At 60.6% G+C, this 17,996-nt stretch carries 19 protein-coding genes; 7 read left to right on the forward strand and 12 right to left on the reverse strand.

The genetic code is table 11. The features are described 5' to 3' along the window. Positions 1 to 3: 3 nt before the first annotated feature. The 10 genes from pdhA to tpiA all read right to left on the reverse strand — a co-directional run bounded on the left by pdhA (position 4) and on the right by tpiA (position 7,970). Positions 4 to 1,038, reverse strand: coding sequence for a pyruvate dehydrogenase (acetyl-transferring) E1 component subunit alpha (pdhA, locus tag ACOOFN_RS00290; RefSeq protein WP_420432508.1), 1,035 nt, complete (start codon positions 1,036 to 1,038; stop codon positions 4 to 6). Between the two features lie 102 nt (positions 1,039 to 1,140). Further along, positions 1,141 to 1,437, reverse strand: a complete 297-nt coding sequence (locus ACOOFN_RS00295; protein WP_420432510.1) for an FtsB family cell division protein — start codon at positions 1,435 to 1,437, stop codon at positions 1,141 to 1,143. 88 nt (positions 1,438 to 1,525) lie between these two features. After that, entirely contained in the window at positions 1,526 to 1,654 is a 129-nt protein-coding gene (locus ACOOFN_RS00300) for a hypothetical protein (RefSeq protein ID WP_420432512.1), read from the reverse strand. 68 nt (positions 1,655 to 1,722) lie between these two features. After that, a complete protein-coding gene (gene eno / locus ACOOFN_RS00305) occupies positions 1,723 to 2,997 on the reverse strand; it encodes a phosphopyruvate hydratase (RefSeq protein ID WP_420432514.1) in 1,275 nt (424 codons plus the stop codon). Between the two features lie 104 nt (positions 2,998 to 3,101). Beyond that, on the reverse strand, positions 3,102 to 3,284 hold the full coding sequence (rpmF, locus tag ACOOFN_RS00310) for a 50S ribosomal protein L32 (protein ID WP_109260304.1): 183 nt from the start codon (positions 3,282 to 3,284) through the stop codon (positions 3,102 to 3,104). 111 nt (positions 3,285 to 3,395) lie between these two features. Then, the gene (locus ACOOFN_RS00315) at positions 3,396 to 4,046 is read right to left on the reverse strand and encodes a GIN domain-containing protein (protein WP_420432516.1); all 651 of its coding nucleotides are present in this window, start codon (positions 4,044 to 4,046) and stop codon (positions 3,396 to 3,398) included. A 72-nt stretch (positions 4,047 to 4,118) separates the two neighbouring features. After that, positions 4,119 to 5,747: a CTP synthase gene (locus ACOOFN_RS00320; protein WP_420432518.1), complete on the reverse strand. Its 1,629-nt coding sequence runs from the start codon at positions 5,745 to 5,747 to the stop codon at positions 4,119 to 4,121. A gap of 75 nt (positions 5,748 to 5,822) precedes the next feature. Further along, entirely contained in the window at positions 5,823 to 6,152 is a 330-nt protein-coding gene (gene secG, locus ACOOFN_RS00325; protein ID WP_420432520.1) for a preprotein translocase subunit SecG, read from the reverse strand. Positions 6,153 to 6,185: 33 nt separating this feature from the next. Continuing rightward, positions 6,186 to 7,169: a response regulator receiver protein gene (locus ACOOFN_RS00330; RefSeq protein ID WP_420432522.1), complete on the reverse strand. Its 984-nt coding sequence runs from the start codon at positions 7,167 to 7,169 to the stop codon at positions 6,186 to 6,188. A gap of 84 nt (positions 7,170 to 7,253) precedes the next feature. Continuing rightward, complete coding sequence (gene tpiA, locus ACOOFN_RS00335; protein ID WP_420432524.1) at positions 7,254 to 7,970, reverse strand: triose-phosphate isomerase; 717 nt, start codon at positions 7,968 to 7,970, stop codon at positions 7,254 to 7,256. Positions 7,971 to 8,082: 112 nt separating this feature from the next. Between tpiA and ACOOFN_RS00340 the strand changes: the two genes are divergently transcribed. Further along, the gene (locus ACOOFN_RS00340) at positions 8,083 to 9,996 is read left to right on the forward strand and encodes a SurA N-terminal domain-containing protein (protein WP_420432526.1); all 1,914 of its coding nucleotides are present in this window, start codon (positions 8,083 to 8,085) and stop codon (positions 9,994 to 9,996) included. Next, on the forward strand, positions 9,993 to 11,435 hold the full coding sequence (gene trpE, locus ACOOFN_RS00345; protein WP_420432528.1) for an anthranilate synthase component I: 1,443 nt from the start codon (positions 9,993 to 9,995) through the stop codon (positions 11,433 to 11,435). Before ACOOFN_RS00340 ends, trpE begins: the two co-directional genes overlap by 4 nt. On the opposite strand, the gene ACOOFN_RS00350 is transcribed toward trpE, so the two are convergent. Further along, entirely contained in the window at positions 11,397 to 12,329 is a 933-nt protein-coding gene (locus tag ACOOFN_RS00350; protein WP_420432530.1) for a divergent polysaccharide deacetylase family protein, read from the reverse strand. The genes trpE and ACOOFN_RS00350 overlap by 39 nt on opposite strands. Positions 12,330 to 12,443: 114 nt before the next feature. Here ACOOFN_RS00350 and ACOOFN_RS00355 point away from each other — a divergent pair, with 114 nt between their 5' ends. The 4 genes from ACOOFN_RS00355 to ACOOFN_RS00370 all read left to right on the forward strand — a co-directional run bounded on the left by ACOOFN_RS00355 (position 12,444) and on the right by ACOOFN_RS00370 (position 15,201). Next, positions 12,444 to 13,034 (forward strand): anthranilate synthase component II, encoded by a 591-nt coding sequence (locus ACOOFN_RS00355; protein ID WP_420432532.1) that lies wholly within the window; start codon positions 12,444 to 12,446, stop codon positions 13,032 to 13,034. Next, on the forward strand, positions 13,034 to 14,053 hold the full coding sequence (trpD, locus tag ACOOFN_RS00360) for an anthranilate phosphoribosyltransferase (RefSeq protein ID WP_420432534.1): 1,020 nt from the start codon (positions 13,034 to 13,036) through the stop codon (positions 14,051 to 14,053). The genes ACOOFN_RS00355 and trpD overlap by 1 nt, the downstream gene beginning before the upstream one ends. Next, the gene (gene trpC, locus ACOOFN_RS00365) at positions 14,050 to 14,835 is read left to right on the forward strand and encodes an indole-3-glycerol phosphate synthase TrpC (protein ID WP_420432536.1); all 786 of its coding nucleotides are present in this window, start codon (positions 14,050 to 14,052) and stop codon (positions 14,833 to 14,835) included. Before trpD ends, trpC begins: the two co-directional genes overlap by 4 nt. Before the next feature lie 63 nt (positions 14,836 to 14,898). Then, positions 14,899 to 15,201, forward strand: coding sequence for a hypothetical protein (locus tag ACOOFN_RS00370; RefSeq protein ID WP_420432538.1), 303 nt, complete (start codon positions 14,899 to 14,901; stop codon positions 15,199 to 15,201). Positions 15,202 to 16,325: 1,124 nt separating this feature from the next. On the opposite strand, the gene ACOOFN_RS00375 is transcribed toward ACOOFN_RS00370, so the two are convergent. Then, the gene (locus tag ACOOFN_RS00375) at positions 16,326 to 17,204 is read right to left on the reverse strand and encodes an IS1595 family transposase (RefSeq protein WP_420432540.1); all 879 of its coding nucleotides are present in this window, start codon (positions 17,202 to 17,204) and stop codon (positions 16,326 to 16,328) included. Positions 17,205 to 17,321: 117 nt separating this feature from the next. Here ACOOFN_RS00375 and lexA point away from each other — a divergent pair, with 117 nt between their 5' ends. Then, positions 17,322 to 17,996: a transcriptional repressor LexA gene (lexA, locus tag ACOOFN_RS00380; protein WP_420432542.1), complete on the forward strand. Its 675-nt coding sequence runs from the start codon at positions 17,322 to 17,324 to the stop codon at positions 17,994 to 17,996.

Here is a 17,996-nt window from a genome sequence, read left to right on the forward strand (position 1 = left end):
GCGCTAGCTCTCCACCAGCACGTCGGTCCAGAGTTCTTTCGGATCGGGCTCCGGGCTTTCCTTGGCGAAATCGGCCGATGCGCTGACGATGGCCTTCACTTCCTTGTCGATCTTCTTGAGATCGTCCTCGGTGGCGTATTTGGCCTTGAGGATCTTTTCCTTGGCCCCTTCGATCGGATCATGGTGCGAGCGGATGTCATCGACTTCCTCGCGCGTGCGGTATTTGGCCGGATCCGACATCGAGTGGCCGCGGTAGCGGTAGGTTTTCATCTCGAGGATGAAAGGCCCCTTCCCCTCGGCGCAATGCTTGCGTGCCTTGGCAGCGGCCTCGCGCACCGAAATGACGTCCATGCCGTCGACTTCCTCGCCTGGAATGCCGAAAGACGCACCGCGCTTGTAGAGATGGGTTTCAGACGAGGCGCGCTTCACCGACGTGCCCATGGCGTACTGGTTGTTTTCGATGATGTAGATCACAGGAAGATTCCAGAGCTTGGCCATGTTGAAGCTCTCGTAAACCTGGCCCTGGTTGGCCGCGCCGTCGCCGAAATAGGTGGCACAAACCTTCTTGTTGTCCTTGTAGAGGTCGGCGAAAGCGAGCCCGGTGCCGATAGACACCTGCGCGCCGACAATGCCGTGGCCGCCAAAGAATTGCTTCTCGCGACTGAACATGTGCATGGATCCGCCCTTGCCGCGCGAGTATCCGCCCTCGCGGCCGGTCAGCTCCGCCATGACGCCGTTCGGATCCATACCGGTCGCCAGCATATGGCCGTGATCACGATAACCGGTGATCACCTGATCGCCCTCTTCGAGCGCCGCCTGGACGCCAACGACGACGGCTTCCTGACCGATGTAGAGATGGCAAAAACCCGCAATCAATCCCATGCCGTAGAGCTGGCCGGCCTTTTCCTCGAAGCGCCGTATCAACAGCATATCGCGGTAATAGGTCATCAAGTCGGCCTTGGTGACCTTGGCGTCCGGACCCTTCTTGCGCTTGGATGCGGTGTCGACGGTGCGGTTGGACGGTTGTTTTGCGGCCATATTTCACATGCGAATAAAATTCGCACTCCCTGATGTCTGGCCCGGCCATAACAGGAAGTTGCCGCTTACGGCAAGCTGAAAACTGTGGTCAAAAGTCGTGGATCAGCGCTCTTCGGGCGCGGCAATATCGACGATGAAATCGCGGGGATGCGCAATATTCAGCAAAGCGGTCGCGCGCTCCTCGACATAGTCGAGGTCCAGGCTGTCCGAGCGCAGACGCGCCGCACGAACTTCCAGCGCCTCGCGTTCCGCGCGGGTAGTGGCAAGTTCAATCTCGGCTTCGTTGATCTGGTTCTGGACGACCAGCCAGTTGAGTACGCCCTGCTCGCCATTGAGCGCGTGATAGCCGAAATAGGCGATCATCGCGGCGAAGAGGAAAGATGGAAAAAGTCGTTTCACGGATCGCATACTGCGCCCCACTTGTTCACCCTGACAGCACGGTTTTTCCCGCGTCTTGATAGCGGGCATTGAACCGCAACAGGGTGAATCAAGGGTTACGCGAATCGGTTTCGCGGGGCCCGCAACGCAAAACCCGCTGCCCGCCTGCCCCGCCGATCAGGATCAACAGGATGATCATCCATCCATGACTGACGAGGAAGCGGATGATTTCAGCCATGGCATGTCGGCTAGCGCAAGCCGTGCGTTGCGCCTAGCGGGATACGCGCCGCAGCGGTCTCCCCAAGCTCACATCGCGATCGGATCTTCACCGGCATAGAGCGCCTGCGCGCCGAGTTGCGCTTCTATCCGCAGAAGCTGGTTGTATTTGGCGGTGCGGTCCGAACGCGCCAGTGACCCGGTCTTGATCTGGCCACAGCCGGTTGCCACGGCGAGATCAGCGATGGTCGCATCTTCGGTTTCGCCGGAACGATGGCTCATCACGGCGCCATAGCCAGAGCGGAGCGCCATTTCCACGGTTTCCAGTGTCTCGGTGAGCGTGCCGATCTGGTTGACCTTGACCAGCACGGCGGATGCGGCGCCCATCTCGATTCCCTTTGCGAGCCGAAGTGGATTGGTCACGAAAAGATCGTCGCCGACGAGCTGGCACTTGCCGGAAAGCGCCTCGGTCAGCGCGACCCAGCCGTCCCAGTCATCTTCAGCCATGCCGTCTTCGATGGACACGATCGGATAATTATCGACCAGCTTTGCCATGTAATCGGCGAAAGCTTCGGCGTCGTGTGTTTCACCGGCACCCTCGAGGACATATTTCCCGTCCTTGTGGAATTCGGTCGAGGCGACATCAAGCGCGAGGGCGATTTCATCGCCCGGCTTGAAGCCGGCCGACTCAATCGCGGCCATCACGAAATCGAGCGCGGCCTCGGCGCTTTTCAGATTAGGAGCGAAACCCCCTTCATCGCCGACATTGGTGTTGTGCCCGTCGGATTTGAGCTTTGATTTCAGCGCGTGAAAAACTTCGACGCCCTGGCGCAGCGCTTCGGAGAAGCTCGGCGCGCCGACCGGCATGATCATGAATTCCTGGAAATCGATAGGATTGTCCGCATGCGCGCCGCCATTGACGATATTCATCATCGGCGTGGGCAGGACGCGGGCATTGATCCCGCCGATATAGCGATAGAGCGGCAGACCCTGCGAATCCGCCGCGGCCTTCGCCACAGCCATGGAAACGCCAAGCAGTGAATTGGCGCCCAGCCGACCCTTGTTTTCGGTACCGTCGAGCGCGATCAGGGCATCATCGATGTCGCGTTGTTGCTCCGCATCCATCCCGCCGATCGCGTCGAAGATCTCTGTCTCCACGGCCTCGACGGCCTTGCGCACGCCCTTGCCATTGTAGCGGTCGCCGCCATCGCGCATCTCGACGGCTTCATGGGCGCCAGTCGAGGCTCCGGAGGGTACGGCCGCGCGACCCAGGCTGCCATCCTCCAGCACGACATCGACCTCGACGGTGGGATTGCCCCGGCTGTCGAGGATTTCACGGCCAATGATGTCGACGATGGCGGTCATGGAAGCGCTCCTTCAAGCGGTGTTTCGGCTTGGAGGGCTTCTTAAAAGCAAAACGCGCGGGTGCAAGCCCCGCGCGTTCACTAAATCTGATCTGCGAAAGAGACCTAGTCTTCCTTCGGCTCCAGAACCTGCTTGCCGCGATACATACCGGTCTTCAGATCGATATGGTGCGGACGGCGCAGCTCGCCGGAATCCTTGTCTTCTACATAAGACGGGTTGGCCAGCTTGTGGTGGCTACGACGCATCCCACGCTTGGACGGGGTAGTTTTTCTCTTGGGGACCGCCATTGGTCTCTCCGGATCTTGAAATGAACACGTGACACAGGCCCTCGCCTGCGAAGACCGGCGCGTATACCTGCACTTCGCCGATAAGGCAACCGCCGAGAATGCGTTCGCCTGCTAGCTGCGCGGACCGATGTGAACGTCACCGCCCGTGCTTGTGTTCATGCGCAGGTCGCGAGGGTTGGTCAGGGTCCTGACATCCGCTCCGGTCGAGACATTCGCGACCAGGGAATCGCGCGCATTGACGATGGCATCGGACCCCGTGGACGCGTTTACACGCAGGCTGGCGCAATCAAAGTTGCGTCCATCGAGATCGGCGCCGGTCGAGACGTTAACGGTTGCATGGCCACAGCTGCCGGCAAAGGTTGCGGCCGCCCCGGTAGAAACATTGATCGACAGCTCGCTGCTGTCTATGCCGGTCATCTCGGCATCGACGCCGCGCGACAGATCGAACGCGGTGACGTCTGGTGCAGTAAGATAGACCGTGACATCGAGCGACCTGTAACCGCCAAAGAATCGGCGAAATCCCCGATGCTGGCGTATGATCAGCTCGCCGTCGCGCATGTCGATCTCGATGTCGTCGATATCATCAGCGTCGCCTTCAAGTCGGAGCAACGGCTCGGCGTTGGGTTCAAAGACAACATTGAAATTGCCGCCCGCTTCGAGGCGCTGATAATCCCGGATCCGGACTTCACGATTGTCTGACTGGGCAATGGCAAGGCTGGCCCCGACGATGGCGGCCAGACTGCCTGCTAGAGGAGTTTTCATGCCTGTCTCCCGTCACTGCGCACAAATGCATACTAGCATGATGCACTCGCGTGGTTGAACGGATGCAGAAAACTAGACCAGGCGGCTCTGTTCGACGGCGGCGCGGATGAAGCTGGCAAAAAGCGGATGCGGCTCGAATGGACGCGACTTGTATTCCGGATGGAACTGGACGCCGATGAACCAGGGATGGTCCTCGAGTTCGACGATTTCCGGCAAGACGCCATCGGGTGACAGGCCGGAAAACTTCAGCCCGGCCGATTCCAGCCTGTCACGGTAGCCGATATTGACTTCGAACCGGTGACGGTGACGTTCCTCGATATCAGACTTTCCGTAGATTTCGCGGACGCGAGAACCCTCCTTCAGCACGGCCTGGTAGGCGCCCAAACGCATGGTTCCGCCTAGATCGTCATCGGCGGCCCGGCGTTCGACTTCATTGCCGCGCGTCCATTCCGTCAGCAACCCGATGACCGGCTCCGCAGCGGGACCGAATTCGCTGGAGTTGGCGCTCGCCAGGCCGGCGAGATTGCGGGCCGCCTCGATGACCGCCATCTGCATGCCGAAGCAGATGCCGAAATACGGAATCTTGCGTTCCCGCGCGAAACGGACGGCTGCGATCTTGCCTTCGGCACCGCGTTCGCCGAATCCGCCCGGCACAAGAATGCCGTGCACGTTTTCCAAGGGAGCGAACGTATCGGGGCTCTCGAATTGTGAGGATTCCAGCCATTTCAGGCGAACCTTAACATTGTTCGCGATGCCACCATGTGCGAGCGCTTCGTTGAGCGACTTATAAGCATCGAGCAATCCGGTGTACTTGCCGACAACGCCGATCGTGACCTCGCCATCGGGCTCGTGGATGGTGCGGGAAATGTCTTCCCAGCGATCCAGTTCAGGATCCGGCGCATCGTCGATACCAAATCGCTTGAGCACCTCGGTATCGAGACCCTTGGCGTGATAATCGAGCGGTACGTCATAGAGCGAGGCCGCATCCAGCCCCTCGATGACCGCACTCTCCGGCACATTGCAGAACAATGCGATCTTGCGACGTTCGCCAGGATCGATGGGCTGTTCGCAGCGGCACAGGAGAATGTCCGGCTGGATGCCGATGGACCGCAACTCCTTGACCGAGTGCTGGGTCGGTTTGGTCTTCATCTCGCCGGCGACCTTGATGTAGGGCAGAAGCGTGACATGAAGGAAGATGGCCTGGTCGCGGCCGAGCTCCTGGCCGAGCTGGCGCAGCGATTCGAAAAACGGCAGCCCCTCGATATCGCCGACCGTGCCACCGACTTCGCACAACACGAAGTCGACATCACCGGCATCGGACAAAACGAATTCCTTGATCGCGTCAGTCACGTGCGGGATCACCTGCACGGTCGCGCCAAGATAATCACCGCGCCGTTCCCGCTCGATGATGGTGGAGTAGATCCGGCCGGTGGTGATGTTGTCGCTCTGCGCCGCGGCAACGCCTGTGAAGCGCTCGTAATGACCGAGGTCGAGGTCGGTCTCCGCCCCGTCGTCGGTGACATAGACCTCGCCATGCTGGTAAGGCGACATCGTTCCGGGATCGACATTCAGATAGGGGTCAAGCTTGCGCAGACGGACCTTGTATCCGCGCGCCTGAAGGAGCGCACCCAGTGCAGCGGAAGCGAGGCCCTTGCCAAGTGAGGAGACCACGCCGCCAGTGATAAAAATATAACGCGGCATGGGAATTCTGAATAACCCAGATTCGCGGCCGGCGAAAGCGGGATCGCCGTCCAATGTCATCAATTGCTGCTGAAACTATTCGTCGTCGGGCAAGGACGGCGTCTCGTCATCATCGATCGTCAGTTCGAGCACCGGCGCTTCTTCTTCGACATTGTCAAACACGCTTTGCCCTTGCGCGTCCACTCCGGCGACGATGGCCAGCAGAATCGAATTGGCGAAAAAAGCAGCGCCGAGGAAGGTCGTCGTGCGTGTCAGCACACTCGCCGCGCCACGGCTCGACATCATGCCGCCGCCAGCGCCGCCGCCGCCTATGCCAAGCGCACCGCCGTCGGAACGCTGCATCAGGACAACGCCCACAAGCCCTGCGGACACCAATAGGTGAATGATCAAAAGCACTGTCATCATGGCAGATCGCCGCCTTTGCCGGTTGGTACCGCTCTACATGGAGGCGGCTTTTAACGTAGGCAAGTCGTCAACGCTACTCCTGGGCGCTTCAGATGACAGGCGTTTGCGCAGTGCCTTCACTGTCTTGGCGATCTCGTCTTCTGCCTTTTCGATCGATTCACCGTCGGCGAAGGCTGCGTAGACACCAATGGCGAGGTCCTTGGCGATGCGGAAATTCTTGACGGTCCGCTCGTCGGGATTGCGGAAATTGCGTGCGTGATCGAGGAGTGCTTCGGCGATCTGTACCGCCTCCATCCTGCCTGCCTGCTCCAGCTGATCGCGCAGTTCGCGCGCCGATTTCATGAGATCGGCAGGATCTAAATCCTGGGGCGGGCCTGCCTTGGCGTCGAATTGCAATTCGGCAGAGATCACGACACGCATGGCGAGACGCCGAATACGCTCGGCCTCGATCGTCTTCTTTGCTTCGCGAATGGACTGGTAGGCTTCGCGCAAGGCTTCTTCGTCGCCGTCCACCTTGGCCTGCAAGGTATTCGGCACGTCAACACGCGGGTCGTCGCTGGTCTGCCGATCGCCAGAGCGGCGGTCGGGGCCGACATAGTCGCTGGTGACCACGAAGCACTTGCGGTCGCGAACCATGGTCTTGATCCGGTCTTCCGCGAATTGTGTCGAAAACGGCCTCACAATGACATCGTCGGCACCGCTTTCGATGGCCTTGCGAACATGCCCCCCGTCGCGAGTCCAGGACGTCAGCGCAATAACGGCATAGGGGTTGGGGGTGGCTTCGCCACGCCGGATCATGCGGACAAGCATGAAGATGTCGGCCTTGGTCGGCGAGCATTCCGCGACAATCAGATCCCAGCTGTTCTCACGCAGATGACGCTGGAAATCCTCGATCGTGCTGCACGCTTCTATCGACTTGAAACCGATCTCATTCAGCGCGTAACGCGTCGTGCGGATGTTTACGTGCACGGGATCGAACAGCAGCACAGATGCTCGCTGGAAATCCAACTCGGCCATGAAGTGCACCCTACCCGCAAGTGAAACCGGCCATGACCCTCGCAGAAAATGATTGATGGCCGCTTACCCGGCGTGGTTAACGACTCATCCCGCTGCAGAAATGATTTGCGAGAAATCGGCGGCTTTCAGACTTGCACCGCCGACGAGCGCGCCATCGACATCGCCGAGCGCCAGGATGGACGCCGCATTGCACGGCTTCACCGACCCACCATACAGGATTCGCCTGGCCGCGCCGTCCGCGATCCGGCCCCGGATAAAGACATGCATGCTGGCGATATCCGTCTCGGAGGCGGTCAATCCGGTCCCAATCGCCCAAACCGGCTCGTAGGCAATTACGAACTCCCCTCCGTCCGGCAATGAGTGATCGAGTTGATCACCGACAATTTCCTGTTCGCGGCCGGCGCGTCGATCCGCTTCCTGCTCACCGACGCAGATGATCGGGACAAGTCCGGCCGTCAGCGCCGCATCGGCCTTGGCTCGAACGGTTTCGCTGGATTCGCCATGATCTGTCCGGCGCTCGGAATGGCCGAGGATGACATGAGACGCCCCGGCATCTCTGATCATTTCCGCCGAAAGGTCGCCAGTATGCGCGCCGGAGGCCGCTGCATGGCAGTCCTGACCGGCGAGCAAAACACGTCCGGCACGGCTGGCAGCCCGATGCAACAGCGTCGCGGGCGGCGCTATCAGGACGTCTACATCCGGCCGTGACACGACGGCTTGCTGAATTTGCTCAAAGAATTCAAGTGACTGCCCGAGCCCATTCATCTTCCAGTTTCCGGCAATCAGATTTCGGCGCTGCATTGTGGTCTCCCCGCCCCTTCACGTTGCTGGCACCGAGATGACGGCGCGCTTGCGGCAGGAGAATCCCGCCGTTAGTTTCCGGCACTCACGCTGATTTACCGGGCCCAAGTCAATGCTTTCTGCCGTTCGCAATGCTGTCAAATCACCCTTCGCACTGGTGATCGTCGTCCTGCTCGTCGCGAGCTTCGCACTGTGGGGCGTAAATGACGTCTTCCGGGCACCGGGAGATGCCATAACCACTGTCGGTGGCGAACGGGTCACGGTCTCGGAGCTCCGGATCAATTTCGAAAGGCGGCTGCAGACCGAGCGTCAGGAAAACCCGACGCTGACCAACGCACAAGCGCGCGAACAGGGCATTGGCGATGATGTTCTCGGACAGCTGGTTCTGAATGCCATGCTGCGATCGCAAGCACGGTCACTCGGTATCGCGGCATCGGATGACGCCATCCGCGAGGAGATCCGCGGTTTCGGCGCCTTTACCGATCCGTTGACCGGCGGTTTCGACCGCCTGGCCTACCAGAATTTCCTGCGGCAATCGGGGCAGCGCGAACGGCAGTTCGAGAACGAGATCCGCAATGACCTGGTTCTGCGCCAGATGACCGGCAGCCTGTTCGAGGGCATTGATCACCCGGACGTCTATCGCAGCATCCTGACCCGCTATCTGTCAGAGATTCGTGATATCGAAGCGATCGTGATTTCGCCGGCTGCAGCCGGCGAAATCGGCGATCCGACCGACGAGGATCTTCAAGCGACGATCGAGAACAATCCGCAGTTCTTCACCGCTCCGGAGCGCCGCGCCTTCACGCTGGTCCGGCTGCGCCCCGAGGATTATCTGCAATCGGTTGAAGTCGCCGAGGATGAAATCGCTGCGCAATACGAGTACGAGCTGGAAACCGGCGCGATCGGTACCCCTGCCACGCGCACCTACACGCAGATCGCGTTCGATGATGCGGAATCAGCGCAGCAGGCGGCAGATCGCCTTGCCGAGAACATGTCGCCAGCCGAGGTGGCAGCCGATCTCGGTGGCAACGCGCCTTCGCGTCTCGAGGAACGCCAGGCCTTTCAGGTGCCCGACAACGCCGTACGTGATGCCTTGTTCGAAGCCGCTGCAGGCGATGCCTTCGCGGTCGAGACCCGGTTCGGCAACTGGTTTGCGATCGTCGTTGAAGACGCCCAGGAAGACGAAATTCCGACGCTGGAAGATCGCCGCGAGGACATCCGGAATACCCTGGCGCAAGCGGCCGCGGAGGACCTGCTTTATGGCGATCTCGGCGAGTATGAAGAAGCCCGCGGAAATGGGTTTTCGATCGAGGAATCGGCGATCGCCGCCGGCTTGCCGATTGAAATGTTCCAGGCCGTTGATGAGCAGGGCCGCGCCGAGGATGGAAGTTTTGCGCTCGGATTTTTCCAGGAACCGGAAATCCTGGCGGACGTTTTTGCGCGGCCACCGCTTATCGACAGCGAATTGCAGAGCTATGGCGATGGCAGCTTTTACGCAGTGCGCGTCGACGAAGTGATCGATTCGCGGCTCCGCACGCTCGATGAAGCCCGCGATGATGCGGAATCGGTTTGGCGCCTGCAGGAAGTCGATACCCGCCTGGAAGATGTTGCCGAAGACGTGTTGGCGCTCGTCGAGGAAGGTCAGACTTTTGATGCGATTGCCGATGCCAATCCGAATTTCCGGATCGAGCAGGCCAGCTTGCGCCGCAACGAAACATCGGACCTTTTCAACCGGCAGGTCGTCGGTCTCGCCTTCGCGCTGGATATTGGCGAAGCCGAAGCGACACGTTCGGGAACGGGCCGTGCCCATCTGATCATCCGCGTTGCCGATGCGCATGATGGCGAGGCGCCTTCAGCGGATGTGCTCGCACAGGTCGATGACTTTCTTAGCCAAGGCTATCGCGGTGATATCGACAGCAGCCTGGTATCTGCGCTCTATCGCGAATTCGACTTCAGTGCCGACCAGATCGAGACTGATCTGCGCGATCAGGCGCTGGGCGTCGTTGACCCGAACCAGCTGCAGTGAGCCGCGTCCGGTCCGGACACCAACCCAATTGCGGCCTGGTTTCTGTCACGCGAATTGACGATCTGACGACACCGGTCGCAGCCTATCTGACGCTCGCCGGTTCCGCGGAAAATGCCTGCCTGCTCGAATCCGTCGAAGGCGGCAGTTATCGTGGCCGCTATTCAGCCATCGGACTTGATCCCGATGTCAGCTGGGTCGTCGAAAACGGCACGGCCTATCTGGAAAATCCGGAAAGCGGTGAGCGCACGGCAGAAAACGCTGATCCCATTCTGTCGCTCAAGCGCCTGATCGCGGATTCTGCGATGGAGCTTGCCGAGGGGACCCCATCAATCGCTGCCGGACTGTTCGGCTATGTCGGCTATGATCTGATCCGTGCGATCGAACCTCTTCCGGACACGCAGGCGCCGGATCCGGCCTGCATTCCCGAAGCCCGGCTGATGCGGCCACGCACGATTATCGTCTTCGATGCGCTGAAACAGGAAATCACCGCTTATGGGCGGCTCTCAGATGGTGACGACACGGAAGCGGTCGAAGCGCGCCTGAAAACTCTGTTGCAGCGTCTAGATGAAGCGCCGCAACGTTCCGCGCCTCGCGCGCCCCACAATATCGTGCCGGTCTCGGCTTTCGACCCTGACGATTTCCGGTCGAGCGTCCGCCGTATCCAGGATCACATTCGGGCTGGCGACATTTTCCAGGGCGTGTTGAGTCAACGGTTTTCGACGGATTTCGAGCTTCCGCCCTTCGCCTTCTACCGCGCATTGAGGCGCCTCAACCCTTCGCCTTTCCTGTTTCATTTCCAATTCGCCGGTTACGCGGTGACAGGGTCCAGTCCTGAAATCCTGGTCCGGTTGCGCGAAGGCGTGGTGACGGTTAGGCCGATCGCCGGAACGCGGCCGCGCGGCGCCTCGCCCGCGGCAGATGCCGAACTGGAACGCGAACTCCTGGCAGACCCGAAGGAGCGCGCCGAGCACATGATGCTGCTCGATCTCGGACGCAATGATGTGGGACGGGTGGCGAAAGCCGGGACCATCCGCATCACCGAGCGCGAGATTGTCGAGCGCTACAGCCATGTCATGCACATTGTCTCGAACGTCGAAGGCGATATTGCACCCGGCGAAGATGCCGTGTCGGCACTGTTTGCGGGATTTCCTGCCGGCACCGTATCAGGTGCGCCGAAAGTCCGCGCCATGCAGATTCTCGACGAAATCGAACCCCACCGCCGCGGCCTGTATGCTGGCGCAGCCGGCTATTTCAGTGCCGACGGGAATATGGACATGGCGATTGCCTTGCGTACCGCCCTCATCAAGGACGGCCGGATGCACGTCCAGGCCGGCGCCGGCATCGTTCTCGATTCCGACCCGGATTCCGAATTGCAGGAATGCCACAACAAGGCGCGCGCGCTATTCCGGGCTGCCGAGCAGGCTCACCGCTTCGTTTGATACCATCGTCTGATCCAGGGGGCGCTCCGCGATATAGCTGCGGATCGTGACAAAGCGAACATCAGCATTCACCGGGTCGGCGAGCCAGGCCGAGAGGGCAGCGATGGTGCCCGGCCGCGGATGGGCGATGGCGATGACTTCCCCTTCGCGACGGGCCATGTCGGCCATCTCGTCGAGGGCCGCGATTTCGGTGCCCGGTTCGTGATCGATGAATATGTCGCGCTGCAGAGCCAAGAGGCCGGCTTCACGCGCGACGCGGGCCGCGCGGCTGCGTCCTGTCGTCAGCGAATCGAGAAAGACGAGGTCGCGATCCGAAAGCGCGTTGAAAACTGCTTGCAGGGCGGGCGTATCAGCCGTGAAGGCACTGCCCATGTGATTGTTGAGCCCGATTGCGCCGGGAACCTGCGCCAGGGCGCGTTCCACCCGGCTTGCAAGGACGTCCGGCGGGAGATGGCGCGTCAGGGCACCGGGTCCGGGATCCTCGAGGCCGACGGGCTCCATTGGCATGTGCAGGAAGACGTCATTGCCGCGTGCGGCGGCTTCTGCCGCGAGCTCCGGCGTGGCCGCTGCATAGGGTAGAAAGGAAAAGGTCAGCGCGACCGGCAGGTCCATCGCCGCCTGCGTAAGTTGCGGATCTATGCCGGCATCGTCGATCACCAACACGACAAGCGGCCGCGGGTCGCTGACCGGCTGTACCGGGCTCTCGGGCATGGCCGGCTGGACCGGGAGCGCTACGGGGAGCGGCAATCCGGCATCCTGCCCCGGCGCTTGGATTGCGGTTGCGGCGGTGCTGTTTCGTCCCACCTCATAGGCCCCTGCCCCGGCCACAAACATGGCGGCGGTTAGAAACCCCGCAACAAGCGGGCTGGCGGAATTGGCGGTACTTCGACCCATGGTGCCGAGGCCACACCGCTTCGGTTAACGTCTCGTTTACCAGCTGCCACCGCACAGCGGGATTGCACCTTGAAACCCGGCTTCTAGATTATCGCTCCGCCAGGGGATCGCCACATGCTGCTGATCATCGACAATTATGACAGCTTCACCTTCAACCTCGTGCATTATTTCGAGGAATTGGGGGCGGACACGCATGTCGTGCGCAATGATGCGCTGAGCGCCTCCGAGGCTTTGGCGCTTGAACCTGACGCCATCTGCCTTTCACCGGGTCCCGGCCGACCCGACAGCGCCGGCATCTGTCTCGACCTGATCCGCGATGCACCGGCCGACCTGGCGATTCTAGGCGTTTGCCTCGGTCATCAATGCATGGGCGAAGTATTTGGCGGGCGCACTGTTCAGGCCAAGTCGATCATGCACGGCAAGTCCAGTGAGATCACCCATGACGGGACCGGCGTTTTTCGTGATCTACCGAGCCCCTTCGCAGTGGCGCGCTATCATTCGCTGGCGGTCGGCGATCTGCCACAGGAGGGTCCGCTGAAAATCACGGCGCGCACCGCTGACGGCGAGATCATGGCGGTTGCGCATGCTGACCGCCCGCTGCACGGCGTGCAATTCCACCCTGAATCCATCGCTTCCCAGCACGGGCATGACGTGCTCGCAAACTTCCTGGCGCTCGCCGGTTACACGGTGAAGGAGACAGCTTGATGAGTGCCCTGCACAACTGCCTCCAAGCACTGTCCAAAGGCCAGCATCCAGGCGCTGATGACATTCGTGCGGCATTCGACCTCCTGATGGAAGGCGAAGCCGGTGAAGCGGAGATTGGCGGTTTCCTGATCGGCCTCGCCGCAGTCGGCGAAACGCCTGAAGATCTCGCCATCGGCGCGCAATCGCTACGCAAGCGGATGAAAGGGATTACGGCGCCCGAAGGTGCGATCGATACCTGCGGCACGGGTGGTGATGCCAAGGGCACTTACAATATCTCGACCGCTGCTGCGATCGTCGCTGCCGGCGCCGGTGCCAAAGTTGCCAAGCACGGCAACCGCGCCGCCTCGTCGAAATCAGGCTCGGCCGAAGTGCTCGCCGCTCTCGGAATGAGCCTCGAGGCCACGCCGGATCAGGTCACGCGCGCGGTCAACGAGGCCGGGGTCGGCTTCCTGTTTGCACCGGCACACCATTCCGCGGTGCGCCATGTCGGCGGCGCGCGCAAGGCGCTGCGTTCGCGTACGATTTTCAACCTGCTGGGACCTCTCGCCAATCCGGGCGGTGCCAAACGCCAGCTTCTGGGCGTGTTCGATGCGCGCTGGCAGGTGCCGGTTGCCGAGGCGCTGGATGCACTGGGTTGCGACTTTGCCTGGGTGGTGCACGGCTCTGACGGACTTGATGAAATCACCACGACCGGCGAGACCCGGATTGTCCAGCTGGATGGCGGTGACATCACCGAGTTCACGCTGTCGCCGGAAGCGGCGGGGATCGCGACCGCGTCGATCCACGATCTGGTTGGCGGCACGCCGGAAGAAAACGCGGAAGCCATGCGCGCGGTTCTCGACGGTGCGCCCGGCCCCTATCGCGATATCGTGCTCGTGAATGCCGGGGCAGCGCTGATCGTGGCCGGATTGGCCAGCGACATTGTCGACGGCGTCCGGCAGGCGGCCAGAGCGATCGACACTGGTGCAGCAAAGGCAGCACTGGACAGGATGGCAGCGATCTCGCGGGGCGAGACGTGAACGCGCTGCGAAAGATCGAAACCTACAAGCGCGAGGAAATCGTTCGGGACAAGGCGGCATTCGATAATGCGCGCCTCGCCGACATGATCGCGGCCGCCGGTCCGGCACGCGATTTTGCCGGCGCCCTTACCGCAAAAGCCGCACAGAACGGCGTCGCGCTGATCGCCGAGATCAAGAAGGCCAGCCCGTCCAAGGGGCTGATCCGCGCCGATTTCGACCCGCCGGCGCTGGCGAAAGCCTATTTCGAGGGCGGCGCGGCGTGTCTTTCCGTGCTCACGGACGGTCCCAGTTTCCAGGGCGATGCGGATTATCTGCGCCAGGCGCGTGACGCCGTGCCCCTGCCCGCCCTGCGCAAGGATTTCCTGCTCGACCCGTGGCAGGTGACCCAATCGCGCGCGCTCGGCGCGGATGCGATCCTGGTGATCATGGCGAGCGTCGACGATGCGCTGGCGCACGATCTCGTCGAGGCAGCCGATGCGCATGGCATGGCCGCGCTGATCGAGACCCATGACGAGGCCGAGCTGGAGCGGGCGCTGGCCCTGCCCTCGCCCTTGATCGGCGTCAATAATCGCGACCTGACGACTTTCGAAACATCGTTGGCGACATTCGAACGCCTGTCGCCGATGATTCCGGCGGACCGATTCGCCATTGCCGAGAGCGGTATCTTCACGCCGGTCGATGTTGCGAGCCTCAAGAAGGCCGGGGCGAAAGGCCTGCTCGTTGGCGAAAGCCTGATGCGACAAGGCGATGTCGCGGCGGCGACCAAAGCGCTCTTGAACTGATCGCGGCTTTACTTGACGTCCCTATTATCCCCTAGGGCCATGTAGTGCCGTTAGGAGCACAGGATGAGCGGAATATCGCCCGACAGCCTTCCGCTTGATGCGGGTGTTGCGCCCTATGTTGAGGTCCTTCGCGCTGGCGGAATCGACACCATAGAATCGTGTCAGGGCGGCGTGGGTCACTCTGCCCCGGAGCCGTTTGTTCGTTTTAACGGCGATGCGTTCGAGGGCTACCGCGCATTTGCCTTGGCCATGCAGCATGGCTTTCCCGTCGCCCAGTTGCGACGGGTCTATGACGTGAACGACGGGCAGCTAGACGGTCCCTACTGGGACATGACGTTTAGAGGCGCTTGCAGTGATCGCACTTAGGTAGTCCGCCGGTGCCAGAAACGCGGTTATGGCGCTCAATGTTGTTGCCTTCGGTGCACTGGTTGTTGTCGTGGTAAACGCGCGTGCCCGGCAGCTTTGAGCGAAACGGTGGGACCTTGGCCATTTTGGGCTCCTCCATATAGCGAGACGGGAATTGATATCACAATGCAATCATATGGCGAGTCGAAATTAAAACTACTGGCTGTTTTGCGTGTCGGTCTCAATAGTGTCGTAAATACACGCGACCAGACTCCACAACCGTCAGCAAATGCTTCACCATTGCTCCTCATTTCTATGAGCCGAGGAAAAAATGGCGAAAAACGAAGAGCCAAACTTTCACCTAGCGGTAACGCGAGAGGAGCTGCAGAAGGCTTTTTCTACCCCCGCTGTGTTTTCGAACAAAGTTTACGTTTCGCGCGTGGAGCTTGGTCTTCGACTGTCTTTTTGCGAGCTGCGCGAGAACGCAGACATTTTGGAAAGCCGCGCGTCTGTGTATCTGCCAATAACGGATGCGCTATCTCTTCGAGACTTACTCAACAAGCAGTTGGAGAACATAGAGGTCGCAGTCGAGGCCCCTGCAGAAACACCGGAGAACCAAGATCAGTCAGAAGGCTGAAGTCGCCGACGTTGCAACTGACGTCCCGCCAGCGGGCGATTCCGCTGCCGATGTCGATTCCAGCGGAGCCACCTTGGGCACACCTAGTGGCCAAGGTGCCAGAGACGGTGCGAGTAAAGCCGGCTACACCGTCACGGTCACCAAGCCTGACGAAATCAAACGCCACGAAATTTCCGACGAGGAGCTTACCGTGCTAATCAGTGACGGTCGCAGCTTTCGTCGCGACATTTTTTGGGCTGGCCTGGGGGCGTTTGTTGGCGCGCTAGCGCCAGCACTGGCCGCCTTGGGGGCCCTATCAAGTGCTGATCGCCCGTTCGGATGGTGGGAATTAGCTGAAGTCATGGTGTGTTTTGGCGGACTAGTCGTGATTGTGGTGCTTTCGGTTGTTGGCTGGCGAACGCCTAGTGCTGCGGAGAAATTGGCTGCGGAGATTCGCGAAAGGGCGGCAAGCAAAGTGGAGACAGTGTCCACATGAGCGCGGAAAAAAAATTCGACGCCCTTCTGGCCGCTATGACTGGCGCTTCACCGGATGCGGGAAAGCCAGCAGCAAAAGGTCGAACATCAGGGCGGGTTGATGCCGCAGATTCCAAACGAACTCGAACGCACCCAGATATGACGCAAGGTGCTTCGGAGACACCCAAACGTGGGTAGAGCGGATTGACCGCTTGATGATAGACCAGAAGCCCTCAAGTTCATTCGTGTGAACATCATCGCGGACGTATTCCTTGGCGCTATGGTTCACGCTCTCGTGCCGATAGCCTGAATTGGTGAGTGTCCGGTAGGTCGGCATGTCGTCTGTCATGACGCGCGTCCCTTCGGGGATCGCAGCGCGGATATGCGGCATCATTGTAGATCTGAAACGATTGGGAATGACGCGGGTGATAATCTCGCCACCGCGCTGCGCCATACCCATGACAATGGTCTTGTCCTCGTGACCGCGCTTGTCCTTGCCGCCCACGAAGGTTTCATCCATCTCGACTGGCGGACCATTGCGGTCCAGCGGGCCGTCGCCATCGACTTGGGCCATATACTCGCGGATCAGCTTGGCCATGCGCCATGCGGTCTTATACGTAACGCCAAGCTGGCGTTGCAGCTCTTTACCGCTGACACCGTGGCGAGACGAGCAAAACAGATACATCGCATAGAACCACTTCCGCAGGGACGTGGAGGACTTCTCGAAGGCCGTTCCGACTTTCGGATAAACCTGATAGCCGCAGTATTCGCATTCGTAACAGGGACGCGACTTCACCCTGTAGTAATGGGCTGACTTGCCGCATTTCTCACAGGTGTGGCGGTCGCCGTAGCGCACGCGCATCAGGTGTTCCAGACAAGCGTCATCCGTAGGGAAGCGCTCCATGAATTCGAGAACTGTGGGTTGCTTGCTCATGGCTATTGTATAGCAGAACAAGCTACATGGTTCAAGGGGATAATAGGGCTTGACGTTAACCCGGAACACTCATAGAACATTTTCAGAAGTTTCTGATTTGTTCCATCGGAGTGAACCATGCTGACGCGCAAACAACACCAGCTCCTGCTGTTCATACACAAGCGCTTGAGCGAGGACGGCGTGTCCCCCTCTTTCGAGGAGATGAAGGACGCGCTCAACCTGGCGTCGAAGTCCGGCGTGCACCGCCTGATCACGGCACTCGAGGAGCGCGGCTTCATCCGTCGCCTGGCGCATCGCGCACGGGCACTGGAAGTCCTGAAGATGCCCGATGCCGTCTCGCCGGCCGTCCCGAAGGACGCTGCCAATGTGGTGAAGGCCGATTTCACGCAGGGCGCCGCCAATGACACGATGGACGTGCCGCTGCTGGGCAAGATCGCCGCCGGTGTGCCGATCGAGGCCATCCAGCACGAGCGCGACCGTATTCTCCTTCCCCCCGATCTCGCGCATGGGCGCGGCGAGCATTATGCGCTCGAGGTGGAAGGGGATTCCATGGTCGACGCCGGTATTCTCGATGGCGATATCGTGATCATCGAGCGCACCGAAACCGCCATGAATGGCGAGATTGTGGTCGCGCTGGTCGATGAGGAAGAAGCGACGCTGAAACGGTTGCGCAAGAAGGGCGGCTCGGTAGCGCTGGAAGCCGCCAATCCGGCCTATGAGACGCGGATTTTTGGCCCGGACCGGGTGCGTGTACAGGGCCGATTGGTGGGCCTTATTCGCCGCTACCACTAG

It is taken from the genome of Hyphobacterium sp. (genome assembly GCF_965217055.1).
Classification (GTDB): Bacteria; Pseudomonadota; Alphaproteobacteria; order Caulobacterales; family Maricaulaceae; genus Hyphobacterium.